The organism is Catenulispora acidiphila DSM 44928, from assembly GCF_000024025.1.
Lineage (GTDB): Bacteria > Actinomycetota > Actinomycetes > Streptomycetales > Catenulisporaceae > Catenulispora > Catenulispora acidiphila.
Genome location: NC_013131.1, coordinates 9,843,169 through 9,869,657 on the forward strand (window position 1 = coordinate 9,843,169; position 26,489 = coordinate 9,869,657).

At 70.1% G+C, this 26,489-nt stretch carries 21 protein-coding genes; 10 read left to right on the plus strand and 11 right to left on the minus strand.

The features are described from left to right. Window positions 1-11 precede the first annotated feature (11 nt). Entirely contained in the window at window positions 12-389 is a 378-nt protein-coding gene (locus tag CACI_RS41945; RefSeq protein WP_015797036.1) for a hypothetical protein, read from the plus strand. A 150-nt stretch (window positions 390-539) separates the two neighbouring features. Here the strand turns inward: CACI_RS41945 and CACI_RS41950 are convergent, their stop codons facing one another. Next, window positions 540-1,301: a hypothetical protein gene (locus CACI_RS41950; protein WP_015797037.1), complete on the minus strand. Its 762-nt coding sequence runs from the start codon at window positions 1,299-1,301 to the stop codon at window positions 540-542. A 229-nt stretch (window positions 1,302-1,530) separates the two neighbouring features. Here CACI_RS41950 and CACI_RS49415 point away from each other — a divergent pair, with 229 nt between their 5' ends. From CACI_RS49415 to CACI_RS41975, 5 genes are all read left to right on the plus strand, one after another. After that, the gene (locus CACI_RS49415) at window positions 1,531-2,472 is read left to right on the plus strand and encodes a hypothetical protein (RefSeq protein WP_041540778.1); all 942 of its coding nucleotides are present in this window, start codon (window positions 1,531-1,533) and stop codon (window positions 2,470-2,472) included. Between the two features lie 13 nt (window positions 2,473-2,485). Continuing rightward, window positions 2,486-3,895: an O-antigen ligase family protein gene (locus tag CACI_RS41960; RefSeq protein ID WP_015797039.1), complete on the plus strand. Its 1,410-nt coding sequence runs from the start codon at window positions 2,486-2,488 to the stop codon at window positions 3,893-3,895. Continuing rightward, window positions 3,892-5,493 carry an oligosaccharide flippase family protein gene (locus CACI_RS41965; protein WP_015797040.1) on the plus strand — a complete coding sequence of 534 codons (1,602 nt, stop codon included), beginning with the start codon at window positions 3,892-3,894 and terminating at the stop codon, window positions 5,491-5,493. The genes CACI_RS41960 and CACI_RS41965 overlap by 4 nt, the downstream gene beginning before the upstream one ends. A gap of 127 nt (window positions 5,494-5,620) precedes the next feature. Continuing rightward, window positions 5,621-6,139: a TetR/AcrR family transcriptional regulator gene (locus CACI_RS41970; protein WP_049871901.1), complete on the plus strand. Its 519-nt coding sequence runs from the start codon at window positions 5,621-5,623 to the stop codon at window positions 6,137-6,139. Further along, a complete protein-coding gene (locus CACI_RS41975; protein WP_015797042.1) occupies window positions 6,136-7,365 on the plus strand; it encodes a cytochrome P450 in 1,230 nt (409 codons plus the stop codon). Before CACI_RS41970 ends, CACI_RS41975 begins: the two co-directional genes overlap by 4 nt. A 650-nt stretch (window positions 7,366-8,015) precedes the next feature. Here the strand turns inward: CACI_RS41975 and CACI_RS41980 are convergent. From CACI_RS41980 to CACI_RS42015, 8 genes are all read right to left on the minus strand, one after another. Continuing rightward, entirely contained in the window at window positions 8,016-9,071 is a 1,056-nt protein-coding gene (locus tag CACI_RS41980; protein WP_015797043.1) for a glycosyltransferase family 2 protein, read from the minus strand. A gap of 145 nt (window positions 9,072-9,216) precedes the next feature. Continuing rightward, window positions 9,217-13,065, minus strand: coding sequence for a DUF4082 domain-containing protein (locus CACI_RS41985; RefSeq protein WP_015797044.1), 3,849 nt, complete (start codon window positions 13,063-13,065; stop codon window positions 9,217-9,219). Window positions 13,066-13,099: 34 nt separating this feature from the next. Further along, window positions 13,100-14,227 carry a DegT/DnrJ/EryC1/StrS family aminotransferase gene (locus CACI_RS41990; protein WP_015797045.1) on the minus strand — a complete coding sequence of 376 codons (1,128 nt, stop codon included), beginning with the start codon at window positions 14,225-14,227 and terminating at the stop codon, window positions 13,100-13,102. A gap of 127 nt (window positions 14,228-14,354) precedes the next feature. Next, entirely contained in the window at window positions 14,355-15,032 is a 678-nt protein-coding gene (locus CACI_RS41995; RefSeq protein WP_015797046.1) for a NeuD/PglB/VioB family sugar acetyltransferase, read from the minus strand. Next, the gene (locus CACI_RS42000) at window positions 15,029-16,141 is read right to left on the minus strand and encodes a DegT/DnrJ/EryC1/StrS family aminotransferase (RefSeq protein WP_041543912.1); all 1,113 of its coding nucleotides are present in this window, start codon (window positions 16,139-16,141) and stop codon (window positions 15,029-15,031) included. Before CACI_RS42000 ends, CACI_RS41995 begins: the two co-directional genes overlap by 4 nt. 47 nt (window positions 16,142-16,188) lie before the next feature. Continuing rightward, complete coding sequence (locus CACI_RS42005; RefSeq protein ID WP_015797048.1) at window positions 16,189-17,319, minus strand: NAD-dependent epimerase/dehydratase family protein; 1,131 nt, start codon at window positions 17,317-17,319, stop codon at window positions 16,189-16,191. Next, window positions 17,316-18,392, minus strand: a complete 1,077-nt coding sequence (locus CACI_RS42010; RefSeq protein ID WP_015797049.1) for a Gfo/Idh/MocA family protein — start codon at window positions 18,390-18,392, stop codon at window positions 17,316-17,318. Before CACI_RS42010 ends, CACI_RS42005 begins: the two co-directional genes overlap by 4 nt. 1 nt (window position 18,393) lies before the next feature. After that, window positions 18,394-19,791 (minus strand): sugar transferase, encoded by a 1,398-nt coding sequence (locus CACI_RS42015; RefSeq protein ID WP_049871902.1) that lies wholly within the window; start codon window positions 19,789-19,791, stop codon window positions 18,394-18,396. Between the two features lie 539 nt (window positions 19,792-20,330). On the opposite strand from CACI_RS42015, the gene CACI_RS42020 reads away from it, so the two are divergent. The 4 genes from CACI_RS42020 (at window position 20,331) to CACI_RS42040 (ending at window position 24,304) form a co-directional block, all read left to right on the plus strand. Beyond that, on the plus strand, window positions 20,331-21,008 hold the full coding sequence (locus tag CACI_RS42020) for a glycosyltransferase family 2 protein (protein ID WP_223297397.1): 678 nt from the start codon (window positions 20,331-20,333) through the stop codon (window positions 21,006-21,008). Then, window positions 21,005-21,676: a polysaccharide deacetylase family protein gene (locus CACI_RS42025; protein WP_015797052.1), complete on the plus strand. Its 672-nt coding sequence runs from the start codon at window positions 21,005-21,007 to the stop codon at window positions 21,674-21,676. The genes CACI_RS42020 and CACI_RS42025 overlap by 4 nt, the downstream gene beginning before the upstream one ends. A 751-nt stretch (window positions 21,677-22,427) precedes the next feature. After that, entirely contained in the window at window positions 22,428-23,567 is a 1,140-nt protein-coding gene (locus tag CACI_RS42035; protein WP_015797054.1) for a hypothetical protein, read from the plus strand. After that, window positions 23,564-24,304 (plus strand): PHP domain-containing protein, encoded by a 741-nt coding sequence (locus CACI_RS42040; protein WP_015797055.1) that lies wholly within the window; start codon window positions 23,564-23,566, stop codon window positions 24,302-24,304. The genes CACI_RS42035 and CACI_RS42040 overlap by 4 nt, the downstream gene beginning before the upstream one ends. A gap of 35 nt (window positions 24,305-24,339) precedes the next feature. On the opposite strand, the gene CACI_RS42045 is transcribed toward CACI_RS42040, so the two are convergent. Then, a complete protein-coding gene (locus tag CACI_RS42045) occupies window positions 24,340-25,269 on the minus strand; it encodes a glycosyltransferase family 2 protein (protein WP_015797056.1) in 930 nt (309 codons plus the stop codon). Continuing rightward, window positions 25,253-26,410 carry a glycosyltransferase family 4 protein gene (locus tag CACI_RS42050; RefSeq protein WP_143765617.1) on the minus strand — a complete coding sequence of 386 codons (1,158 nt, stop codon included), beginning with the start codon at window positions 26,408-26,410 and terminating at the stop codon, window positions 25,253-25,255. The genes CACI_RS42045 and CACI_RS42050 overlap by 17 nt, the downstream gene beginning before the upstream one ends. Window positions 26,411-26,489 lie beyond the last annotated feature (79 nt).

Below are 26,489 nucleotides of genomic sequence, written 5' to 3' on the forward strand. Positions count from 1 at the left end.
CCCCGACGACCATGCCGACCGCGACCCGCATCGCCAAAGTCTTCGACGGCGCCACCGACGGCGTCCCCTTCTACCTCCCCGACCACCCCCGCCTGTCCCCCACCGAGCGCACCGCCCCGCTGTCCTACCTCGCAGCAGGCACGGCACTGCTCATGACGACAGCCAGCGAACCCGACTTCGTCGAACCCTCCCGCGGCGAAGTGGTCCCCATGAACTTCCGCACCGACGGCACCTGGGTCTGGAACGACGCCCTCGCCTACTACCTCGCCGAATACGGCCTGGCGCCCGAGCCGGAGTTCCTGGCCGCGATGGAGGCCGCCGACTGGGTCTGCCCGACGCCGGAGATCGAGGTCGTGGAGACGGCGCTGGAGGAGTTGTTCGGGGAGTAGGTCCGGGGGACTTGGTGACGCTGGCCCTAAGATCCTCAGCTCTCAGCCCTGAGACCCCCAGCCCTCAGCCCTGAGACCCCCGGCTCTCAGCTCTCAGCTCTCAGCTCTCAGCTCTCAGCTCTCAGCCCTGAGATCCCCAGCTCTCAACCCTCAGCCGCCGACACGCCCAACCGCGCCGACCGGCTCCGGTCCCGCTCCCGACTCCGCTCCCGACCCGGCGCCGATAGCCAGCTGCCGCCCGCCCCGGCTCCGCCGCCGTGCCTCGCGCCGTGCCCATCCGGGAATCAGCGCCGCCGCCCCGCCACCGATCAGCAGGACTCCGGCGAGCGCTCGCGTCTTGCGCACCGGTATCACCGTCGTCGACGGGGACACCAGCAGCTGCGTCCGCACCCGGTCGCCGGCGTCCACGCCGACGCGGTTCTGCAGGTCGTCCAGGTCCGCGTTCAGGGCGCCGAGCAGGATGCGCAGTGACGCACCCGCCGCCGGGACGCTCGGGCCGTCCGCCGTGATGTCCAGCCTTGGCAGCCAGTAGTAAGGCTCCTGCGTCGTGCCGCTGTTGCGCGGCGTCAGTGAGTAGCCCGCCGACATGCCTTGCGCGTGGAGCTCCGCGGCGCTCGAGCCGCTCGACAGGCCTTCGGCGATCAGGGCCGCGGTCGCTGCCAGTGATGCCTTCTGGTCCGCGTAGGGGTTCGGGTTGTCCGCGTGGGCCTGCTCGACGGAGGGTGCCTCGACCTCGACCACTGCCTGGGCGCGGAAGCGGGGCGCCGGGTGCGTCGCGGTGTAGCCGCCGAGCAGCGTCACGGCCAGGATCGGTACGGCCAGCCACCAGGCTCGCGCGCGCCGGCGGAGTACGCCGACCAGGCTGGTGTCGCGGCGGCTCGGTGCCGTGGCGCGGTCGTCGCGTGTCCGCATGCTCGTCCCCCCTCCGTCCGGCCGGGCGCTGTGCCCGGGTGCCTGCGGCCGACCCCTCGATGATGCAGCGCCGGGCCTCGGGCCGGAACCCCGAAAACGGAGGGAGATCCCCACACGGGCGACCTAGTCCGTTTCCTTCCCAGTGACCTGATACGGCCTTATCATGGACCACCGTCGGGTGTCCGTTCGGACCCGGCACGCGAGGCCGAACGCGAAACGTGGGGGGACCATGGATCTCGGCACGATGCTGCGCGTCATGCTGCGGCGATGGTACGTGTCCATCCCCGCGCTGATCGTGGCCGTCGCGCTGCCCGCGGCGGCGTGGACGATGATCTCGTCGAAGTATCTGAGCACCTCGACGATCAGTTTGCTCAACTCCACGGCCGCCTCCAGCGCCAACCAGCGCACCGGCAATCCGTTCCTGGCCTTCGACAGCTCCCTGACACCGATGGCGGACTTCCTCGCCCGGCGGCTGGGTTCGGACCAGTCGGCGGCCGATCTGGCAGCGCGCGGCGTCGTCGACCCGGCCTCGGCGGTGCTGGCGCCGAACGCCTCAGGGCCCTTCCTCACCATGACCGTGACGGGCAAGGACCAGGCCCTGGTCCTGACCGAGTTGCAGACCTTCGACCAGTACGCGATCGAGCAGCTCGCGGTGATCCAGACCACCACCACCGCCTCGCTGCCGCCCTCGACGCTGATCCGCGCGGTGGTCGTGGTCCCGCCGCAGAAGCCGACCACCTCGATGAAGTCGAAGTTCGAGGACGTCGCCGGTGCCGGCGTGTTCGGTCTGGCGATCCTGTTCCTGGCGGTGTTCGGCAGCGAGTCTTTGGCGCTGCGGCGCGCCCGCGCCCGCGCCGGTCTGCCCCGCCGCCACGACACCGGCGGCGCAGCGAGCCCAGGCGGCGGCCGCGGCGGACGTGAGGCACGCGCCGGACGCACCGACACCGGCGCCGACGAACCCGCTGCCCTCGGCAGCGGGGCCGGCACCGGCACCCTCGCCCGCCGCGCCCCCGCTCTGTCCTCCGCCGCGCAGCTCCCCCGCTACCGCGATCCGGAGTTCGATCCCGAGGACGAAGACGAGCACGAGCACGAGACGGAGCCGTGGATCGACGTCGAGCCGCTCCCGCTGGAACACCTCGCGGTCACCGACCGCGACCCGGGCTCGCGCTGAGGGGCGCCGAAACGTGAGCGCCCCGGCGCCCCCGCGCCTGCGCCGTTCCACCGCGGGCCACAGCAACGCCCTGGCGGTGACCCGGCACCACGACCTCGTGCACCCCGACGCCAAGCCCTCCCGCTGGGACGCGGCCTCGGTCCTGACCGTCTACGCCACCCTGGTGATGCTGGCTCCGGCCACCCAGACCGTCGCCAACCTCGGCGCGCTGGGCGCACCGGCGACCGTCTTCTCGGTCCTGGCCTTCATGTGGTTTCTGGCCGGACGCCTCACCGGACGGCTGTCCCTGGACCCGGGTTCGAGCTCGGTCCGCAAGGCGATGTGCGTCCTGGCCACCGCCTTCACCCTGTCCTACATCTGCCTGTCCGGCCGCTCGGCCAGCCCTCTGGAGACGCAGGCTGCTGACAGGGCCCTGATCCTCATGCTGATCTGGTGCGGATTGGTGGTCGTGGCCTCCGCCGGGATCACGAAGCGGGACCGCCTCGAAACGCTGCTGCGCCGCCTGGTCCTGCTCGGCACGGTCGTGGCCGTGATCGGCATCTTCGAGTTCTTCTCCGGCTGGCAGCTGACCGAGCACGTCATCATCCCGGGACTGGCGACCAACGTCGACCCGGCCGCGACCGGAGCACGCGGCGGCCACCTGCGTGCGCAGGCGACCACGACGCAGCCGCTGGAGTTCGGCGCGGTGATCGCGGTCCACCTGCCCTTCGCCCTGCAGCAAGCCGGGGACGCCAAGCGCTGGGGCACAGGGCTGCGGAACAAGCTGCGCCGCTACGGCCCGGTGACGGTCATGGTCATCAGCCTCCCGATGACGGTGTCCCGCACCGCGATCATCGGCCTGGTCGTGGTCCTGGCGGTGCTGATGCCCTCCTGGCCCAAGCAGCGGCGCCGTCCGGCCTACCTCATGACGGTGGTCGGAGCCGCCGCCGTCCGGGTCCTCGTCCCGGGCTTGCTCGGCACGATCCTGGTGCTGTTCTCCTCGGCGTCCGGCAACTCCGACAACAGCTCGCAGGCGCGCACGAAGGACTACGCGGGCGTCACGCCGTATATCAAACAACGACTATGGTTCGGCCGCGGTCCGTCGACCTTCATCCCGAGCCTCTACCGCTACACCGACAACTACTACCTGCTCGCGCTGGTCGAGGTCGGCCTCGTCGGCCTGCTGGCCGTGCTGGTCATCTACTTCACCGGCATCCGCGCCGGACGGTTGGGGCGGAAGCTGAGCGTGGACGAGCCGTATCGCGACCTCGGACAGTGCTTCGCCGCGACGTTCGCGGTGATGCTCTTCATCAGCGCCACCTTCGACACGCTGAGCTTCCCGATGCTCAGCGGATTGCTCTTCCTCCTGTTCGGGTGTTCGGGTGCTTATTTAGGCATCGCACGCTCCGAAGCCGCCGCGAGAGCCCAGGCAGGTGCCGCATGAGCCAGTCGCAGAACATCCCTGACGCTGATTCGGAAGCCGCTCCAGGAGGCGCTCCAGAGGGTGCCCCGGAAGGCATCCCGGAGGCCGCTCCCGAATCGCTCGGCGACCGGGTCCGCTCCGCCGCCAAGTGGAGCCTCATCAACACCCTGCTGATCCGCATCGGCACGTTCGCCACCGGCGTGATCCTGGCGCGCGGGGCGCTGACGCCGCGCGACTGGGGACTGTACGCGGTCGGCGGCGTCGCGCAAGCGGTGTTGTTGTCGTTCAACGAGTTGGGCGTCAGCCTGGCTGTGGTGCGCTGGGATCGCGACCCGCGCTCGTTCGCGCCGACGGTGGTCACGCTCGCGACGGCCTCCAGCACGGCGTTGTATGTCGGGCTGTGGTTCCTGGCCCACGACATCGCCATCATGCTGGGCTCGCCGGACGCGACCGGCGTCCTGCGGATCCTGTGCTTCGCGGTGGTCGTGGACGGCGTGGCGTGCGTCCCGAACGCGGTGCTGATGCGCGAGTTCCGGCAGCGGGCGCGGCTGACGATCGACTTGCTGACGTTCGTCGTCAGCTCCGGGCTGACGCTGCTGCTGGCGTTCCGCGGGTGGGGCGCGTCCAGCTTCGCCTGGGGTGGCGTGGCGGGGGTGATGGTCGCGCTGATCGGGTGCGGCATCGCGGCTCCCGGCTACCTGCGTCCGGGCTGGGATCGTCAGGTCGCCCGCGAACTGGTCCGGTACGGTGCGCCGCTCGCCGGCGCGAGTCTGTTCGTGCTGGCGACGATGAACACCGATAGCGCGGTCGTCGGCGCGACGCTCGGTCCGGTGGCGCTGGGCTTGTATCGGGTGGCGTTCACGATGTCGAGCTGGCCGGTCCGGGCGATCTCCGAGACGGCACGGCGCGTGTCCTTCGCGGGATTCTCGCGCGCAGCCGTCTCCGCCCAAACGCTCACCGACGGGTTCACCAGCGGTCTGTCCCCGCTGCTCATCGCCTCGGTCCCAGCCTGCGCACTCCTGGCAGCGCTGCCGGGTCCGATCATCCGGTCGGTCTACGGCGATCAGTGGACAGGCGCCGCCGGAGCCTTGCGCTACCTGGCGATTCTCGGCTTGCTCAGGATCATCTTCGAGCTCTGTTACGACTTCATGGTCGCCGCCGGTCGCTCGCGAGCGCTCCTGACGGTCCAAGCCCTGTGGCTGGCCGCGCTGATCCCCGCGCTCATCTTCGGCGCGCATCACAACGGGATCAGCGGTGTCGGCGCCGGGCACATCGTGGTCGCGGCGGGCGTCATCGGACCCGCGTACGTCCTCACGCTGCGCGCGGTGGGCATCCATCCGCTCCGCATCGCGGCGGTGACGTGGCGACCGGTGCTGGGCGGTGGTGTCGTCGTGGCGGTCGCCGTCGCGGTGAACCGCGTCGCGGGCAACTCCGATATCGCGCTCGCTGGGGCGTGCTTCGCGGCGATGGCTGCGTACGTGCCGGTCGCGGTGCCGGCGTCGGCGATGCGGCAGGTGTGGGGCAGGGTGAGTTCGCGGTTCGGTCGGCGGTCGACCGTGCTGCCGCCCTCCGTGATCGCTGATGAACGGCTCACTTCTGGGGAGTCGGCTTCGGTTTGACGATCGCGGTCATCTTCGAACTCTGTTGTCTGGCAACGGTCAGAGACGTATCGTTCTGAACATGGTTGTTCAGTCTGGGGTTCTGGGTCGGCCCCGCCGTGCGGTGAAACGACCCCTGCTCGATGTCGTGGCGGAAGTCTTGCTGGCGCAGCCCGGTGCGTCGCTCGCCGAGGTGGCGGAGGCGGCCGGGATCAGCCGCACCACACTTCACAAGCACTACGCGACCCGGGACGAGCTGGTGCGCGCGGTCGGCTTGCGGGCGACGGAGATCTGGGAACAGGCGGTCGATCGGGTCGCGGACGAGCCCGGTACGGAGGCGGGGCTGCGCGGGCTGCTCGCCGCGATGATCGAGAGCGGTCCGCAGCTGACGTTCCTGTGGCGCAACCCCGTCCTCGACGAGGATCACGAACTCACCCAGCGCTACATCGACGTGGAGAAGCGCTGCCTGTCGGTCCTGAATCGGGCGCAGAGTCAGGGCTTGCTCGCGGCTTCCACGCCGGACTGGTGGCTGCTGCAGACGATGTTCGCGCTCGTGTACACGGCGGCGGAAGCCGTGCAGTACGGGAAGCTGGCGCCGCTCGACGCACCTGATCTCGCGCTCGGGACGCTGCTGCACGGAGTCGGCGCGCGGGAATCAGCATCATGACCAACCTCACTCAAGCAGCAAGATTCGCCACCGCTCTCTACGGACAGCGCGCCTTCACGCACTACCTCGCCTACGTACGACACGAGCCGATGGCGCAGCTCGCCACCCGCAAGGGCCGCGAGGATCCGTACGCGATCTACCGGCAGATGCGCCAGTACGGCCCGCTCTACCGGACGGCGCGCGGCAACTGGTCCACCGTGAGCCACCGCGTCTGCAACACGGTGCTGCGCGACCGGCGGCTCGGCGTCGAGCAGGACGAGTATCTGGACCTGTCCATGCTCGGCATGAACCCGCCGGACCACACCAGGCTCCGCCGCCTCGCCCAGCCCGCCTTCAGCCCCAAGACCCTGCCGACCTTCCGCGCGCGCATCGAGCGCACCGTCGCCGACCTCCTCGACCGCGCGGAGTCCCCCGGCGGCAGCTTCGATCTGGTCAGCGCATTCGCCGCACCCCTCCCCATCAGCGTCATCACCGAACTCCTCGGCATCCCCGACGCCGACAACCGCGAATTCGCCGAACACGGCGCCACCGTCGGCAGCGCCCTCGACGGCATCCAGTCCCTCGGCCAAGCAGCCCGCTTCCAAGCCTCCCAAGCCGCACTGCACACCCTCTTCGAGAACCTCTTCGCCCTCCGCCGCCGCGAACCGGCCGACGACCTCATCAGCCACCTGATCGCCGCCGAAGGCGACCAAATCCAGCCCAGCGAACTCGAACCGATGGTCTTCCTCCTCCTGATCGCCGGCTTCGAGACAACAGTCAACCTCATCGGCAACAGCACCCTCGCCCTCCTGAACAACCCCGACCAATGGGAAGCCCTCCGCGCAGACCCCGAAAACCTCGCACCCAAAGCAGTCGAGGAAGCACTCCGCTACGACCCCCCAGTCCAAGGCACAAGCCGCCTAGCCCTCCAGGACCTAGAACTAGAAGGCCAGCACATCCACCAAGGCCAACGCATCTTCACCATGCTCGCCGCAGCCGGCCGCGACCCCGAGATCTACCCCCACCCCGACACCTTCGACATCGCACGCGAATCCCCCGCCGACCACCTAGCCTTCTCCAGCGGCATCCACTACTGCATAGGCCAACCCCTAGCCCGCATGGAGGCAACAATCGCACTGCAGACGCTCGCCGAGCGCATGCCCAAACTCAGAATCACCGGCCCAGTCCGCCGCCGGAACACGACCACGATCAGAGGCCTGCGACAGCTGGTGGTGAGCGCGGATTGAGGGTTGCGCGGCGCGGCGCGGTTGGCCATTGGCGATCGGCGCTGGCGGCTGGCGGCCGGCAGTCGGCAGTCGGCAGTCGGCAGTCGGCAGTCGGCAGTCGGCGGCAAGTCACCACAGTGAGCGCGGACTGAGGGCTGCGCGGTACAGCGCGGTCGGTGGTCGGTGGTCGGTGGTTGGCGGTCGGTGGTTGGCGGTCGGCAGTCGGCAGTCGGCAGTCGGCAGTCGGCAGCAAGGCACTGCGGCGTTTGCAGCGGCGATCGGCGAGACTCTGCGGCGGCTGCGGCTGGCAGTCGGTGATCGGCAGTCGGCCGCAAGGCTATGCGGTGCTGGCGGCCGGCGCGGCGCAGTACTGCCGTTTTGTGGGATTTAAAGGCGTTTTCTTACGGCTTCGCGCACGGTTTGATGGCCTCGCAAGGTGGCGCAGTTCGGTTGAGCGTGTCTGGGCGGCGTTGGCGGCCGGCGGTTGTCGAAGAACACAAATGCCGCCGGCCGCCAGCGCCACCAAGCGGCATACCACCGAACTGCGCCACCAGCGAGGCCATCAACACCCGCGCGAAGCCGTAAAGAAGCTTCTAAAAACCCACCAACCAACCAACCGCACCCGGCCACCCCCGCCGCACCGCGCCACGCCAGCCGCCCCCACCGCGCCCCTACCACCCCCGCCGCCGCCACGACTGCCACCACATCCACTCCCGCCCCCGGTTCACGGCCGCGCTGACCACCAGCGGTCGCAGGTAGGGCATCGCTCGCTCGCCGACCGCCTTGCGCACGCGCAGGCCTGCGTACTCCGGCAGGCGGCGGTAGTCCGGCCAGCAGTCTTCGGCGAACGCGATCAGCTCGGCGACCGGGACTGTGTTCGTCAGGCCTTTGTCATAGGCGCGGACCGCTCGGCGTAGTGCCTGGCGGGCCAGCTTTCGGCGCATGTCCGCGGCCCAGGTGTCGGCTGCGGGGAGGGCGTCGCCGCATTTCACCAGGACTGATTCGAAGGCTGCGCGGCGTTGGTGGAGGTCGTCGAGTTGGCCGCCGAAGTCGACCGTCGACATGTTTGCTCCGTGGCGGCGGTAGTACGCCTGGTCCGCGCCGCGGATGTGGCCCACGCCGGCTACCGATGCCGCGCGCATCCACATCTCGATGTCGCCCGAGTGCGGGAGTGCGGGGTCGTAGCCGCCGATGCGCTTCTGCACCGACGTTCGGATCACCACCTCCGGCGAGGTGATGCAGCCCTCCGCCGTGCGGAAACGCCGCCGCAGCCACCACAGTCCCGGCCGGACGGCCCACTGTCCGCTCTGCCAGTCAGCGCCGCGCGCCGGAGGCAGGGGTTCGCCGTCCTGGAAGGTCAGCGGGTGCCCGTAGACGAAGCCGACCGCAGGATGCGCGTCCAGCAGTGCCGTCGCGCGCACCAAGGCGCCGGGCGTCAGCCGGTCATCGGCCGACAGCAACACGCTGTAGTCCGCGTCAGCCCACTCCAGAAGTCCCTCGTTGTACGTGGCGATGTGCCCCTTGTTGGCCTCGTGCACCGCCACCGAAATACGCGGATCCGCCGCCGCCAACTCCCGCGCCTTGTCGGCCGAGTCGTCGGGCGAGGCGTCGTCGATAATCAGGACCCGCACATCCACGCCAGGCTGTTCGTCCAGAACGCTGCGCACGCAGTCCGCCAAGAAGTGCCCGTACCGGTAGCACGGAATCACGACGCTGACACTTCCCATAACCGCTCCCCACCCGATCCCTCGCCGCCGAACCCACCACGAAACCGATACATCCAGAACAGCAGCCGGTCGAGCCCCACGCCGCACCGCGAAGCCCGACCGACAACCGCCTCCTACCTCCACCTCCTACCTCCTACTTCACCTCCTACTTCACCCCCGGCTTACTGCTCCGGCTCCCATACGACGGCGCCGGCAGCACGCCCGGCGCCACGCCCACCGGCGTCCCCTGCCCCGGCAGCCCCGAGGTTCCGCCGCGCACGATCGTCGGCGCGATCACCCAGGTCAGCGGCGGTGTCGGATCGTCGTTGTCGACGTTCGCGGTCACCGTCACCCGGTAGGACGCGTTCCGTGGCAGCAGACCCGAGGGATGGAAGGCGACGATGTGCGTCTTCGGATCGAAGGTCACGTAGCCCGGCATGACCGTCCCGGCCTGCCACTCCTGCCCCGGGACCGGCGCCGCCGTGACCACGGTCATCCGCACCGAGGCCGGGTCGGCCGTCGGCGGGAGCACCGTGGTGATCGGGTGCGCGGGATCCATCACCGGGTCTTCGCGCAGCGTGATCTTGTTGGTCGAGGGCGTCGCCGCCGTCGACGGCGCTCCCGTCGCCCGGCCGCCGCTGACGCGCGCGCTCGGGCTCGTCAGGGGCGATGCCGCCGGGTTCTGCGCCGGCGCGGTGGTCTGGAAGACCGGATCCACCCAGTAGTTCGTGCCGTTGTAGGTGTTGCTCGGGAACGTGGTCGCCGTCCCGTAGGAGTAGACCCCGTTCGTGCCGGCCGCCGCGGTGAGCGGATAGTAGTTGTGCGGGTTGGTGAAGTACCCGGCGTCGGCCGCGTAGTGCCCGGACGCCGCGTGGTAGGACACCACATACTGCGTGTTCGCCGCGATCGACACCGGCGTGGCGAACGTCAGCGTCTGCCAGCCGCTCGCGCTCTCGCCGGTGAACGTCCCGGTCGCGAGCTGCTGTCCGGTCGCGCTCCACAACGTGCCGGTGTGCGTCCCGGTGTTCGCAGCACTCTTATAGAACCGCAGCCCGGTCACGTTCCCCGCGACCGACGAGGAGAACTTCACCCCGAGCTCCACCGAGTTGTGGTCCCCGGAATCGGCCGTGACCGGCACCGTGGACGTCGGCCACAGCGTGCAGGGGCACGACGGCGCCGGCATCGTGGCGGCGGTGGTGAACGTCCACGTCCCCGGCGCGCTCATGGCGTTGCCGTACGCGTCGTCCGCCATGATCGACGCCGTGTACCCGGTGCTCAGCGCCAACGGGCTGTCGGGCGTGAACACGATCGTGTTCGTCGCCGACGTGTAGCTGACGGACCCGGGCACCGCGGTCCCCGTCCCGTCCTTCACCGTGAAGGTCGCCGTCGTCGGATCCATCTGGGCGCTGAACGACGCCGAGATCTGCGTCGTCGGCGAGACCGCCGTCGCCCCCGAACCCGGCGTCGTCGAGGTCATCTTCGGCGGCGTCGTCGGGATCCCGGTGTTGTCGAACACCGGGTCCACCCAGTAGTTGGTGTCGTTGAAGGAGTTGTTGGGGAAGGTCGTCGACCCGGCGTAGGAGTAGACGCCGTTCAAGCTGGACGCCGTCGACTGCTGCGCCTGGATTGGCGCCTGCCCCGCCCCACCGGACGTGAAGTACCCCGCATCGGCCGCGTAGTGCCCGACCGGCGCGTGGTAGGACACGACATAAGTCGTGTTGGCCCTGATCGAGATCGGCGTGGTGAAGTTCAGCGTCTGCCAGCCGGGCTGCGTCACCGTCGCGGTCGAAGCCGGCGTGGATCCCAGCAGAATCCCGTTGGACGTCCACAGGCTCGCCACATGGGAGCCGGTGTTCGTCGGGCTTTGATAGAAGCGGACGCCGGTGATGTTGCCCGCGGTCGAGGTCTTGAACTTCGTCCCCACCTCGACCGAGGTGCCGTCGCCGCTGTCCGCGTGCGCCGGCGAGGCCGTGGACGGGAAGATCACGCAGGGGCAGATCTGCGGCCCGACGGTCAGGCTGACCGATCGCGTGGCTCCTATGTCCGCGTTGTCGTCCTCGGCGCGCACCTGGATCTGCGCCGTGCCCATCGTGGTCGGGGTCCAGGCGTAGCTCCACGACACCGATCCGCCGACGGTCTGCGTCGTATTCGCGGCCTTCCACGTCGTGCCGCCGTCCACCGAGACCTCGACGCGCGCCACCACGGTCCCGGACGTCGGCGACGCCGTGCCGGTCGCCGTCAGCGGCTTGAGCACCTGCACCGTCGTGCCGGAGGAGGGAGTGGACACCGTCGTCGTCGGACCCGGCGTGCCCGCCGGCAGCGCGGTCCCGGTGACCATCCCGCTCTGCGGCGTGGTCGGCTGCTCTCCCTCGTCGGCGAGCATGTTCATGGTCGCCTGCTGGACGTCCCGGTCCACCGTGGTGCTCTGGTTCGGCGGGTTGGGCGGGTTGGCGACGCCGGTGTTGTCGGTGTGCAGGTTCGACAGACCCCAGGACCACTGGACCGTGGCCGTGCCGAACACCAGCGCGTGCGACGTCTGGTCGCGGAACTCCACCAGGCTGTGCGTGGCCTGTCCCGTCGAGTAGTCGTTGCCGTAGTCGGTGCGCAGCTGGTCGACGGTCAGCGTCGTCGAGGACAGGTCGATCTCCCCCGCAGGCCTGGTGGAGTCGGCGAAGTCGGAGTCCCACTCATAGCCGAGCAGACCGTACGGCGTGCTCTCCGAGCCGTTCATCAGGCTGGCGACCGACGTGTGCCGCCAGACGCGCAGGTTCGCGTACTGCGACGAGAACGTAATCGGCGAGTACTGATTCGCGTTGACGGAGAACAGCGTGCCGGTCAGTTGGTCCTCTGGCGCCGCGCCGGTCCCCACGCCGTGCGCGTCCATCCAGGTTCCGGTCCACTGCCCCGTGGGGTCAGGGATTCCGTCCACCGGAGTGGTCCCGTACAGCTTCGTCATCTTGTACGTGGTCATGGTGCGGTTCGGCGTGTTCGACCCGTCGATGCTGTTCTCGAGACGGGTCCGCCAGAACACCTCGTTGCCGGACATGAAGATCTGGTTCTGTCCGGCATGCCGCGCCGCCATGACGTTGTTCCACTGGGCCTGGTTCCAGTACTCATCGTGGCCCGAGGAGATGAACACCTTGTGGTTGCTCACCGACGCCGGATCGGTGGTCGCGTCGAGGCCGGAGATGTAGCTGACGTCGTAGCCGTTCTCCTCCAGCCAGTAGAGCAGCGCGAACTCCGAGCCGAAGACACCGTTCTGCCCGATGTCCGGCAGGGGTCTGTTGTAGCTGACCCGGTACGCGCGGCCGTCGGGCGCCGGACCGTTGCCGACGTACACGTCCTGGCCGCCGAAGGTGTTGTAGGCCTGCCAGGTCTGGTCGGAGGTCTGTACCACGATGTCGCTGTGGTGCGCGGCGTTGTCCGGCTCCCGGACCACGACCGGCACCGGCATGTAGCCGATCAGCGCGTCGGTGTTGTCCCACTGCTCCAGACCGACGATGTAGATCCCTGACACTGCGGTCGAAGGGACCTGGATCTGCACCGTGGTCGCCCAGTTGCCGCAGTCCACCAGCCCGGTGGGCTTGTCGCTGTCACACGCCGGCAGGGTCTCGCCGCTGTAGTTCGCCGGGTACGTCCCCGACGAGGTGTTCATGCTCCACGACATCGTCCGGGAGCCCTTGCCCGCGTAGTACCCGAGGCGGTCGACCTCGACCGCGTACTGCGTCGGGGACTTCACCTTCATCGAGATCGTGCCGCCCGGCAGCACGCTCTGGGTGGTGGAGAATCCCTGGATGTCCCCGTAGGCACTGGTGTACGTGGCCAGGTTTCCCGCACCGTCCGTCAGATCCTGCACACCGGTGGTCTGCTGGTTCTCGCACGCCACCGCATTGGCGCACGCCGCAGCGTGCGCCGGCTGCGCCACGCCCCACACGGTCACCACGGAGGCGACCGCCACCGCGACCGTCGCATAGGCAGACTGTCTCAGCCCTCTGAAGATTCTGTTGTGCGCCATCTTTCCGCGACCTCGTTCGAAACGCTCTGTCGTACTAGGGACGGCTCGGCTGCGCGGACAGCGCCCGAGCCAGGGCGGCCACGACGATCTCCTGCTGCTCCCGCATCAGATGCGGGTGCAGCGGCAGGGAGAGCGTGTGCGCCGCGACGTGTTCGGCGTGCGGATACGACGCGCCGGTGGCGAACGCGCCGGTCCGGTGGAGGGGCACCGGGTAGTGGATCCCCGCTCCGATGCCCTCGGCTTCCAACCGGGCCAGGACGGCGTCGCGCTCGGGGACCTGGACCGTGTACAGGTGCCAGACGTGCTCGTTGCCGGGCAGCGTGGTCGGCAGGGTGACCTGGTCCAGGCCGGCGAGCAGCTTGTCGTAGTACGCCGCCGCGGCTTGGCGCGCGGCGTTCCACTCCGGGAGCCGGCGCAGTTTGGCGCGCAGGACCACGGCCTGCAGCGCGTCCAGCCGGCTGTTGACGCCGGCGATGTCGTGCGCGTACTTGACCAGGCCGCCGTGGCTGCCCAGCTTGCGCACCGCGGCTGCCAGGTCCTCGTCATCAGTGAGGACCGCGCCGCCGTCTCCATAGGCACCGAGGTTCTTGCCCGGGTAGAAGCTCGTCGCGGCGATCGCCCCGGGACCCGAACCCGGCGTCCGGCCCAGGCGCGTCGCGCCTTGGCACTGCGCGGCATCCTCGACGATGCGGACGGCACTGCCGGCACTGCCGGCGAGCCCGGCCTGCAACTCCTCGACCGGCGCGAGCTGCCCGTACAAGTGGACCGGCACGATCGCCTTGGTCGCCGGCCCGATCGCGGCCAGCGCCGCCGGGACGTCGATCAGGCAGGTCGCCGGATCGCAGTCCACGAACACCGGCTTCGCGCCGATCCGCGCCACCGCACCGGCGGTCGCCGCGAAGGTGTTCGCCGGGACGATCACCTCATCGCCCGCCACGACGCCGACCGCGCGCAGCGCCAGCTCCACGGCGTCCGTGCCGTTGGCCACGCCGACGCAGTGCCGGACGCCGCCGAACGCCGCGTATTCGCGCTCGAAGCCCGCGACCTGCGGACCGCCGACGAAGCCGGTCGTGGCCAGCACCTCGGCGAACCCGGCTTGGACCGCGTGGGCGACCTCCGCGTGCGCGGCAGCCAGGTCGACCAGGGGTATGCGCGGGCTCATGGATCGGACCTCCGGTCGGTGGCGCCGCACGGCGCGGCGCAGTGAATAAAAGTTCGATGAAAGTGGCCTTGACGACACTGACGGCGAGGGCATCGGTGCGCACCCCCGCCGCGTTCTCCCGGCGCGCTCATCGCAGCGCCGCCCGGTGGGCTAAGGACTCCGGACGTACCACGTCGCGCAGTTTGCGAGCGGGATTGCCGACCCACACCTGGCACTCCGGGACGTCCTGGAGCACCACGGACCCCATGCCGACCTGCGACCAGGCACCGATGTGCACGCCTTCGCGCACCATCGCCCCGGCGCCGACATAGGCGCCCTCGTCGACCACCACGCCGCCGCCGAGCTTCACCCCGGAGGCGAGCGTGGCGTAGTCCCGGACGACGACGTCGTGGGTCACCACGACGTGCGGCATCACGGCGACGTGCCGGCTGATCGTCGCGTCGGCGGTCAGGACCACCCCGGCGAGCAGCACCGAGCCCGCACCGACCGTCGAGCTGCGCGACACCTGCGCGGAGGGGTGAACGATCGTGGCATACCGGCGCTCGGCCAGCCCGAGGCGCTCGACGATCTCGGCCCGGGCGAAGTAGTTGCGCGGGTTGCCCACGCAGATCACCAGCCGCACGTCCGCCAGTTCGCGGATCAGCTCGATGGGACCCATGACCTGGTCGGCGATGAGCAGTCCGGGCATGGCGTCGTCGAGGAAGCCCGCGAAGACCCCAGTGCCCGGATACAGATCGCGCACGGCGTCGGCCGTCTCCCGGCCGAATCCGCCCGCCCCCGCAATCGCGATCCGCAGTTCGGTCACGGGCTCGCCGCCTTCAGCACGGCGATCACGCGGTCCTGCTGGGACGCGGTCATGCCGTGGAACACCGGCAGGATCAGCGAATTCAGGCTCAGCGCCTCGGTGTTCGGCAGCCGCGGCGTGCTGACGTCCGCGTAGGCGGGCTCCATGTGCGCGGCCATGATGCCCCGGCGTGCGGACACCCCCGCGTCGGACAGCCGCAGCAGCAGCTCGTCGCGCGAGACCGGGAACCCCTCGTCCAACCGCACCCAGAACGACTGGTAGTTGGTCTGACCGTATGCGGGGTCTGCCACCGGCGTCAGACCGGCGATCCCGGCCAGCTCGCGCTGGTACCGCGCCGCGATCTCCCGCCGCTCGGCGACGGTCGCGGCGAGCTTGCGCAGCTGGACCAGTCCGACCGCGGCCTGGATGTCGGTCATCCGGTAGTTGAAGCCGGTCTCCAGATACGCCTCCAGCACCGGCTTGGTGCTGGCGTGCCGGTCGGCGGCCGAGACGTTCATCCCGTGCTCGCGCAGCCGCCGCATCCGGGCCGCGACGTCGGCGTCGTCGGTGGTGGCCATGCCGCCCTCGCCGGTCGTGAGCAGCTTGCGCGGGTGGAAGGACCACGCCGCCACCTGCGCGCCGACACCGACGGGCGCGCCCCGGTAGCGGACGCCGGCCGCGCAGGCCGCGTCCTCCAGCAACGCCAGACCGCGGTCGGCACACAGCGCGCGCACCGCGTCCAGATCCGCCGGGACCCCGCCTTGGTGCACCAGGATCACCGCGCGCGTCTTCGGCGTCAGCGCGGCGGTGATCGTCTCAGGGGTTAGATTCCCCGTCGCGACGTCCACGTCGGCGAACACCGGAACGGCGTTGACGTAGCGCGCGACGTTCGCCGTCGCGATGAACGACAGCGAGGGCACGACCACCTCCTCGCCCGCCCCGACGCCGAGCGCCACGAGGCCGAGGTGCAGCGCCGTGGTCCCCGAGCTGACGGCGACGCCGTGCGCCGCCCCGACCTCCGCCGCGAAGGCGCGTTCGAACTCTGCGACGCGCGGACCCTGCGCGACCCAGCCGGACCGCACCGCTTCGGCCGCGGCCTCGGCCTCTTCCTCACCGAGCCACGGCACCATCACCGGGATGCGCGGCGCCGCCTCTGCCTCGGTGGCCACCGCGCTCGTCACGAAGCTGCTCCCTCAGATGCCGATACCGATGCTGATGCCGGTGCCGCCTTGGCTGCCGCGGCGGCGCGCTCCGCTGCCGCCGCCACCAGGCTCGGACCGGTCAGTCCGTCCGTCGTCTTCTTGGCCGGAGCCGGCGCGGGCTCCTGCTCGCTGCGCCACCACTGCACCAGGTCGGCGAGCCCTTCCCGCAGTTGCATCTCGGCCTTGAACCCCAGCCGCGCCTCGGCCTGCGAGATGTCGGCCAGGCGCCGCGTCACGCCGTTGACCGCGCGCGGCGGGCCGTATTCGACCGGCAGGTCCGAGCCCATGACCTCCAACAGCGTCTTCGCCAGGTCGTTCAGGCTCGTCTCGACGCCGCAGGCCACGTTGAAGACCTCGTCGGTGAGATCCGAGGCGGCGGCCAGGACGTTCGCCCGCGCGATGTCCGCGACGTGCACGAAGTCCATCGTCTGCGTGCCGTCGCCGAGGATCAGCGGCGGCGTCCCGGCGGCGATGCGCTCCATCCAGCGGATCAGCACCTCGGTGTAGAGGCCGTGGATGTCCATGCGCGGGCCGTAGACGTTGAAGTACCGCAGCGCCACATAGTCGAGCCCGTACATGCTCTTGAAGCTGCGGAGCATCGCCTCGTTGAAGGCCTTCGCCGCGCCGTAGAACGTGTCGTTGTTGTAGGCGTGGTGCCGCTCGCCGGTCGGGAACTGCTCGGCCAGGCCGTACACCGACGCCGAGGACGAGGCCACGACCTTCTTCACCCCGGCCGCCGCCGCGGCTTCCAGCACGTTGAACGTCCCGTCGACCAACACCTCGTTGGCCAGCCGCGGCTCCTCGGCGCACTGCGTGATCCGGATCGCCGCGAGGTGGAAGACCACGTCGGTCCCGGCGGTCAGCTCGGCGAGCAGTCCGCGGTCCCTGATGTCCCCCTCCACGACCTGCACGCGTCCGCTCGGCAGCGCCGCGGCGAGGTTGGCGCGCCGCCCGCGGACGAAGTTGTCCAGCACGACCACCGCCCCGCAGCCGGCGTCCAGCAGCCGGTCCACGACGTGCGAGCCGATGGTGCCGGCTCCGCCGGTGACCAGGGCGCGGCTGCCCTTGAGCGGGACCGCCGCGCCGCCCTGCCCACTGTCCTTCATTCGCCCTCCAAGGCGTCGTCGTTCACAGCCACGAGGGCTCCGTTCTCGGCGAGGCTGCGCGAGGCGGCCTCGAGGATTCGCAGGACTCGGAGACCGGCGCGGCCGTCGGTCGCGGCCGGCGTTCCGGTGCGTACCGCGCGGGCGAACTCCTCGACCGCAGCCGCCAATGCCTCGCGCTCGTTCAGCGCCGGAGCGACCATGTCGCCGGTCCGGTAGGACACCAGCGCCGCGCGCCGCTGGTCCGCGCCGAGTTCCTCCGGCCGGGCCAGGTCCACGCCGCGGTCGAAGACGCTGACCCGCTGCGCGGGGTTCACGTCGTCCCAGACCAGCGTGCGCTTGGAGCCGCCGACGGTGATGGTGCGCACCTTGGTCGGGGACAGCCAGTTCACGTGGCCGTGCGCGATGGCGCCGGAGGACAGCGCCAGCGTCAGGTAGGCGACGCAGGTCCGTCCGGCGCCGAGCGGGTCGGCGCCGGTCGCGGCCACCGCGACCGGCTTCACGGTGTCCGGGAGGATGAAGTCCAGGATCGACAGGTCGTGCGGGGCGAGGTCCCACAACACGTCCACGTCCGGCTGGATCAGTCCCAGGTTGATCCGGACCGAGTCGACGAAGTGGACCTCGCCGAGCTCGCCGGAGTGGATCAGCTCCCTGATCGCCAGGGCGGCCGGGGTGTAGCAGTAGGTGTGGTCGCACATCAGGATCAGGCCGCGCTTGGCAGCCTCGGCGACCAGTTCGGCGCCCTCGGCTTCCGTGGCGGCCAGCGGCTTTTCGACCAGGACGTGCCGCCCCGCGCGCAGCGCGGCCATGGCGACGTCCCGGTGCGTGCGCGCCGGCGTCGCGATCGCAACCGCCTTGACCCGCGGGTCGGCCAGCGCCTCATCCAGCGCGCTGGTGACCTGGACACTGGCGTACGGCGCGGCGACCTTCCGGGCCCGCTCGGTGTCCAGATCGACCAGCCAGCGCAGGTCCCAGTCCGGCGAGCCCATCAGGTTCCGCACGAGGTTCGGTCCCCAATAACCGGCACCGACCACAGCGATTCCCGGCTGCTCGGCAGCCGGCGATCCCCCCGACATCTCAGTAAGCTCCTTTGCCCTTGACGACCGCCGAGCCGGTGCGGAGCAAGATCTCCGCGTCCAGGCCCAGCGACCAGTTCTCGACGTATCCCAGGTCCAACCGCACCGCGTCCGCCCACGCCAGGTCGGAACGTCCGCTCACCTGCCACAGCCCGGTCAGGCCCGGCTTGACCAGCAGCCGGCGCCGGACCTCCTCGCTGTACTTGGCGGCCTCTTCCGGCAGCGGCGGACGCGGCCCGACCAGGGCCATGTCGCCGCGCACGACGTTGAGCAGCTGCGGCAGCTCGTCCAGCGAGTACCGGCGCAGCACCGCGCCGACCTTCGTCACCCGCGGGTCCCGCCGCATCTTGAACAGCAGACCGTCGGAGTTGACGTTCAGGTGCGCGAGTTCCTTCTTCGCCTGTGCCGCGCCGGTGGACATGGTGCGGAACTTGTAGAGGACGAAGTGCTCCCCGTTGAGCCCGACCCGCGTCTGCCGGAAGTAGATCGGCCGCCCGTCGCCGAGCAGCACCGCCAGCGATACCGCCAGGAAGATCGGCGCCAGCAGCAGCAGGCCGATCGCCGCCATCACCCGCTCGCCGAGCTCCTTCGGGACCCGCGCGCCGCGCGAGAGCCGCGGCGCGCGGACGTGGAACAGCGGGACGCCGCCGTCGCGCCGGACCGCCAGCCGCGCCGGCGCGATCTCGGTGAGGAACGGGGCGACCAGGATGTCCACGCCCAGGCTGGCCAGCCGCCAGCCCAGAGCGCTCAACGCCGCCGCTCCCAGATGCGGACCGGGCATCAGCACCACGACCTCGCAGCCGGTCACCTCCAGGGCCGTTGCGACCTGCTCGGCGTCGCTGGGCCCGCCGTGCGCGGTCAGCGTGCCGACGTTCAACGGGTCCAGCGGGTCCTGCGGTGTCGGCGGCACCGAGCCCGAAGCCTGGGACAGCGGCGCCGTCCCCTGGCTCGGTCCGGCGACGTTCAGCGCCGCGACCGCGCGCAGCGCCGAACGCTCGCGCCGCAGGATCGCCGCCATCGCCGAGCATTGAATGGAGCTGCCGACCAGAAGCGCCGGACGCGAAGCAAGCCCGGCGTGCCGGGCCTGCAACGAACGGAACGCCTTGCGGGCCAGAAGCGAGCCCACCGCCGCGATCGGCACGGCGACCAGAACACTGCGCACCAAACGGTCGTTGCGGGCCACCAGCGCGCACAGCGCCGACAGCGCTGCCATCGCGGCCAGGCAGGCCCGCAGAATCCTGTGATACTCCTCGGTCCCCGGTCCTACATGGCGCCGTTCGTAGAGCCGGTGCGCGCCCGCGGCGCCGACCCATGCGACGGGCACGGCGACCAACGCCGGCCAGTCGTCCTGGACCGGGACGGCGAGCCAGGTGGCCGCTGTCGCGCAGGTCCAGTCCATCGCTAGGAGGAGCGCCGTGATGGCGCTCCTTAGATATCTCGTCGCCCAGGGCCGTGCGAGGTGTACCCGCACGACTGGACTTTCCAAGCTTGACCCGACCGCCATGCCGAAATCCCCCCACGGAATCTCATCCATCGCACCGCTCGACGCCAACCGCCCCGCACATCCCCGGCCATGACCGCTGCGTAACCGCACGAACACTTGTCGAACGTGAAGCATGGTAGTGGGCTGGGATACTTCGCGCGAGATGTCCTGGAGAGATATCATGGCTAACACTTAGCGTCGTTCTGCTGTTATACGTACTGTGTCCAGACATGGTCGCCTGTGGAACAACCACCGAAGTCCGAACGGGCCGGTGGGGTGGGGGGATGAGGATGGCGCGTAGCGCGCTGCGCTGGGGAAAAGACACGCTCAACCGAGTTGTCGGATGGCAGGTGATCTTTGAGGTACGCAACAAAACCTTGAAATGGCCGAGTGTGCTAGGCATGCGCCGTTTCGAGACCCGAGAAGTGAAACGGCTACGGAGCGGAGCGCCGGTTTTGTCCGCTCGCGTCGCCGTGGTGATCCCGACCTACCGGCGGCCCGACGGGCTGGCGGCCGCGGTGAAGTCTGTCCTGGAACAGACGTGGTCGGACTTTGTCATCGTGGTCGTGGACGACGGCGGCGGCGGACTCGAGGCGGCAGGGCTGCCGGAGGACCCGCGACTACGGACCGTGTCCCTGTCCCAGAATTCGCACGTCCTGGGACTGGTACGAAACGTCGGAATGCGGCTTTCGGAGTCGCGCTTCGTGGCCTTCTTGGACGACGACAACGTCTGGGAGCCAGAGCACTTGGCCCTGACAGTGAAAACCCTGATGGATTCCCCGCGGCTCTCTGGCGTATACACCGCACTGCACAGAGTGCTGCCGGACGGCACAGACCTCGACGTCTTGTCAGTCCCCTTCGACCGCAAGCGCGCGTCATGGGACTCCTTCCTCGACTGCAACGCCTTCGTGGCCGTCCGCAGCCGCGGCCTGATGTTCAGCCGCATGCCCCGCCCCATCGGCCTGTTGCCGCGCGAGGACTGGGAAATGATGTACCGGTTCACGCGCCGCCACCGCATCACGCACCTGCCGGTCCCGACCGTCCGCTACCTCGTGAACCCATCGAGCTTCTACACACAGTGGGACAAAGACGGCAAGAGCCAGGACGGCACCATCAAGGGGGAGACCAAATGAGCGCGCCAGATTTGAGGAACATCTCGTTCCACGGCATAGGAACCCCTAACGGCCCAGAGCGCGAACCCGACGAACACCGCTACTGGGTGACGAAGTCGGCGTTCCTGCGCGTCCTCGACCTCTGCGCCGAACACCCCAACATCCGCATCAGCTTCGACGACGGCAACGCCTCCGACGCCGAGATAGCCCTCCCAGCCCTGAAAGAACGAGGCCTCACCGCCGACTTCTTCCCCATAGCCGACCGCCTCGGCACCCCCGACAACCTCAGCCCCGAAGCCCTCCAAGCCCTCTCCGCCGCCGGCATGACCATCGGCACCCACGGCGCAGCCCACCGCCCCTGGACCAAGGCACTGGCAACAGACCAGCACCTGGAACTCCAAGACGCCCGCACCCGCATCGCCGAAGCAACAGGCCAACCCGTCGACACAGCCGCCTGCCCCTTCGGCGCCTACGACCGCAAAGTCCTCCAAGCCCTCCGCACAGCCGGCTACCGCACCGTCTTCACCAGCGACGCCCGCCCAGCCCACCCCGGCAACTGGCTCCAACCCCGCTACAGCGTCGAAGCCGACGACACACCGGACTCAGTCCGCGCACGCATGCTCGCACCACGCTCGACGAAGGAGCGCGCGGTGGATCGCGCGGTACTGATGGCGAAGGCGTGGCGATGAGGCGGGGATGGGGCGCGAGCCGGTTAGGCGCAGCAGCCGCCGACGACCAGCACCACCGCAGCCACGGCAGCTTCGCGATCGCAGCCGGCCCTTCGCTCGCCACCAAGTCCAGCCGCCGCGACCTCGTAGCCGCAGCCACCTTGTTGCTACAGCACCACCGCAGCTCAGCAATCGCAGCCTGTCCGTCGCACGCCACCAGGTCCAGCCGCCACGACCTCGTAGCCGCAGCCGCCCTCTCACTCGCCGCTGACCACCACCGCAGCTTCGCCATCGCAGCCAGCCCTTCGCGCGCCACCACGTCCAGCCGCCGCGACCTCGTAGCCGCAGCCGCCTTGTTGCTACAGCACCACCGCAGCTTCGCGATCGCAGCCAGCCCATCGCGCGCCACCAGGTCCAGCCGCCGCCCCCTCGTAGCCGCAGCCACCTTGTTGCTACAGCACCACCGCAGCTTCGCGATCACAACCGGCCCATCGCGCGCCACCAGGTCCAGCCGCCGCCACCTCGTAGCCGCAGCTGCCCTCTCACTCGCCGCCGACCACCGCCGCGACTTCGCGACCGGGGCTGGCGTGTCGCCCACCACGTGGTCCCGCCGCGGCCACGCACCCGCATCTGCCCTCGCGCTCACCGCGCAGCACCACCGCCACAGCCTCGTGGCAAGAACCGGCCTTCAGGTTGGCACCGGTTCCGATGCTGACCGGCGCGGTACCGACCACCATCGCGCCGCCCCGACCGCGAAAGCGAGCCGCATCGCATGAGCACGCGTGTCCTCATCGGATTCGCCGACGCCTTCGCCGCGATCGAGTCCGCCTGGTCTCTTGCCGATGGTGGCTACGAGGTCTTCGCCTTCGCCCGGCGCGGTACTTCGCCGCCTCTCGCGGCCTCGCGTCGGGTGCGCGTCGTGCCGGTCACCGCTCCCGAAGACGATGCCGCGGCCTGTGTCGCCGATGTCGTCGCCGCCGCGGAGCGCCTCGGCGCCGAGATCCTGCTTCCGCTCGACGACCTCGCGGTCTGGGTCGCCGACCGCACCGGGCTGCGCGTCGCCGGCGCCACTGGCAAGGCCGCCGCGTTCGCGCTCGACAAGCGGCTGCAGGTCGAGGCGGCTGCCGACTCCGGCTTCGCAGTGCCTGCCCGCACCGCCGAGGGTCCCTGGATCGTCAAGGCCGCGCTGGCTGCCGTCGAGCAAGACAATAAGCTGATCCGCCCTGGCGGCAAGGTCGCCGCCACCGAGGCCGACATCTCCCGCATCACCGCCGATCTCGCCGGGCCAGTGCTCGTCCAGCAGCTTCTCACCGGGGTCGGCGAGGGCGTCTTCGGCTTCGCGACGCCCGACGGCGTCCGGGCCTGGAGCGGCCACCGGCGCGTCCGCATGGCCGATCCGCGCGGGTCGGCGTCCAGCGCGTGCCGGTCGATCGCCGTCGAGCAGGACGTGCGGCTGCGCGCCGAAGTGCTGCTCGCCTCGGTCGGCTGGCGCGGCATGTTCATGCTGGAGCTGCTGCGCGACGGCGCCGGGACGCCGTGGTTCATGGAGGTCAACGGCCGTCCGTGGGGCAGCATGGCGCTGGCGGTCCGCCGCGGCTTCGACTACCCGGTCTGGGCGGTGCGGCAGGCGCTCGACGCGGAGTTCGTCCCCGAGCCGCCGGATCCCGAGCCGCCGCACATCGTCTGCCGCCACCTAGGCCGCGAGCTGATCCACCTCGCCGCCGTGCTGCGCGGACCGATCGCCGACCACCCCGGCCCGTGGCCCAAGCGCGCCGCGACCCTGGCCGCCCTGCGCCCCACCCGCGCCGACCGCTGGTACAACCTGCGCAAGGGCGAGCGCCGCGTCTTCTGGCGCGACACCTGGTCCACCCTGCGCGTCCAAGCCGCCCGCATGAGACGGAGAACCCCGTGACCACAGTCCGCGCGGTGGCCCACATCCACTCCGAGTGGTCCGACGATGCCTCCTGGCCGCTCGACCGCCTCGCCGCCGCGTTCCGCAAGCGCGGTCGCAGCGTCCTGCTGATGTGCGAACACAGCCGCACCTTCACCGAAGCCAAGTGGGACGAGTACGTCCAGGCGTGCGCGGCGGCCTCCGGCGACGGCGTCCTCGTCGTCCCCGGCCTGGAGTACAACGACAGCGACAATGTCGTCCACATCCCGGTCTGGGGCGACGTCCCGTTCCTGAGCCAGACCCCTGATATCGCCGACGTCCTGGCCCACACCCGCGCCGCGGACGGCGTCGCCGTCTTCGCGCACCCCTGGCGCCGCAACGCCTGGCGCCGCTTCGACCCGGCCTGGGCCAAGGACCTGACCGCCGTGGAGATCTGGAACCGCAAATACGACGGCTGGGCACCGAACCGCCAAGCCCGCGCCTACGCCGAGCGCCTGGGCCTACCGCCCTTCGTCGCCCTGGACTTCCACGGCGCCCGCCAGTTCTTCCCCCTGGCGATGGAGCTCACCCTCACCGGCGCACCGACCCGCACGACCGTCGAGGACGCCCTGCGCGACGGCCGCTTCGAACCGCTCGCGTTCAGCCGCTCGGCCCTGCGCCTGACCTCAGGCGTCGGCGGTATGGCCCTGGCAGCCGCCGAAGCCGCGCGTGCCGTGGCAGCCCGAACCGTCCGAGCCGCACTGAACAAAAGGAAGTAGGCATAAAAGGAAGTAGGCATAAAAGGAAGTAGGCGTCAGGGACCCGGCTTGGCACGCAGCCGAGCCGGGCTCACCAAAGCCCGCACCGCCGCCCGGCTGCTGGCACGTCCCAACAACGCCCGCGACGCCTCCCGCAGCAACAACGCGCCCCAGAAAGCCGCAACCGCCGGCGCACTATGCGTCCGCCGATAAAGCCGCACGCGGTTCACCGTCAGCAGCGTCCACAGCTTCGGCGAAACCGTCGCCTCACCCTCCAGATGCACCGCGACCGCGTCCGGCGCCAACCGCGTCGCGAGCCCCCGAGCCCGCGCACGCAACGCGTACTCCGTCTCCTCCGAGTACAAGAAGAAGGACTCGTCCCACGGACCGCACGCCTCGACGCACTCCCGCGACAACGCCATCAACGACCCGGCGACCCAATCGGCCCGCGTCGGACCCTTGTACGCCTGCGGATCCGCCACCTGCTCGCCGAGCGCCGCGAAACGCCCCGACCGATGCGCCCCGAGCGCCATCTCCCCCAACAGCCGCAACGGATTCGGCTCACGTCGCAGTGTCCTGATCATGCGGCCCGTGCCGTCGAACAGTAGCGGCGCGGTGATCCCGGTCCCGGGCATCTCCAGCCCACGCACCAAAGCCGCACCGCACCCCGCCCGCATGCGGATGTCGGGGTTGCAGACCAAGACCGCGTCCGTGTCCTTGTCCAGCGGACCGACCGCGTCCAGCGCCGCGTTGATCGCAGCGGCGTAGCCGGCATTGCGACCTGTCTGGACCAACAGCGCGTCGGGAGCCTTGGTACGCACCACATCGGAGGTCGCGTCGGCGGAGTCGTTGTCGGCGACGACCAGCCGCCACCGCAACCCGCTCATCCCTGCTTCCAGCGAGTCCAGCAACCCCGGCAGAACATCGGCGCTGTTCCACGTGACCACGACCAGCACAGCCCCGGGCAGCTCAGCTGACGACTGCATCAAGCACCTCCGTCAGCGCCGAGACCCACCGGTCCATCCCGAACTCCGCCTCAGCCAGCCGACGTGCCTCACGCCCCATCGCCTCAGCCCGCTCCGGATCGGCGATCAGCTCCAGAATCTGCGCACGCAACGCCGCCGCGTCATGCGCCGGCACGAAGGCACCGTTCACGCCCTCCTCCAGCGCATCCCGCTGCCCGTCGACGCGGGTACAGACCACCGCACGACCCATCGCGAAAGCCTCGATCATGCAGCTGATGCCGTGATCCGTGTCGCTGGGATGCAGCGGAAGCACCACGAACCGCGAGCGCGCGTACAGCTCGCGCATCTCGATCGGCGTCAGCGGCCCGAAGGTGACGCCCTCCGGCAGCGCGACCCGCTCGCCGCGATCGCCGAGCTCGGCACGCCAGCGGTCATCCATCCCCGCCACCAGCGAACCCGCGATGTGGCAACGGATCCCGGTCCCGTCGAGGGCGGCGATCAGCGTCGCGAAGTCGCGCATCTCCCGACCGGCGGAGCAGATCGTCACGGCGCCGTGGTCTGGACCGTCTGCGTCGTCTGCGTCCTCCGCGACGGCCGTGACGTCCACCGCTTCGGGCTTCACCAAGTCCGGGTTGAAGAACTCCGTGTCCACGACCCACTTCGGCGACGTGACCCGCTCCGCCGGCACCCCGAGCTGCTTGACCGCGAACTCCGCCTGCGCCGTCGGCGGCAGGACGAGCGTCGTGATACCCGGCCACGCGAAGCGCAGCAGCTTCGCCTTCATGCCGGAGGAGATCCAGCTGTACAGCGTGACGAGCGGCGCCCGCTTCCGACGCGGGGTGAACCGGAACGCCAACGCCAGCGGCAGGCTCGCCGCCTCGGCGCCCCAGGCGAAGATCGCGTCGTACTTCTTGCGCACGCGGAAGGCTTCCGCCGCGAAGGCCAGCGGCAACGGCAGCCTGCCGTATATCAGCCTGCGTACCTTCGACGGGCCGGTCACGAAGCGCTGGTCCAGAACCGTCAGGTCGTAGGGCAGGTCGTAGAGCCACACCTTCGAGCGCGTCCCCGCCTCCGCCTGTTCGGCGACCTCCTCCAGGTAGGGCGGGAACCAGCCCGCCGACACCATGACCAGGATCCGAGCTCTCTGCGGACTGTCCGTCACCCGGCCATGCTCGCAAAGCCGGGAACAACCCCACAAGAGCGTTAGAACCCTGACAGGACGCGTGCGGAATCCGATGCGA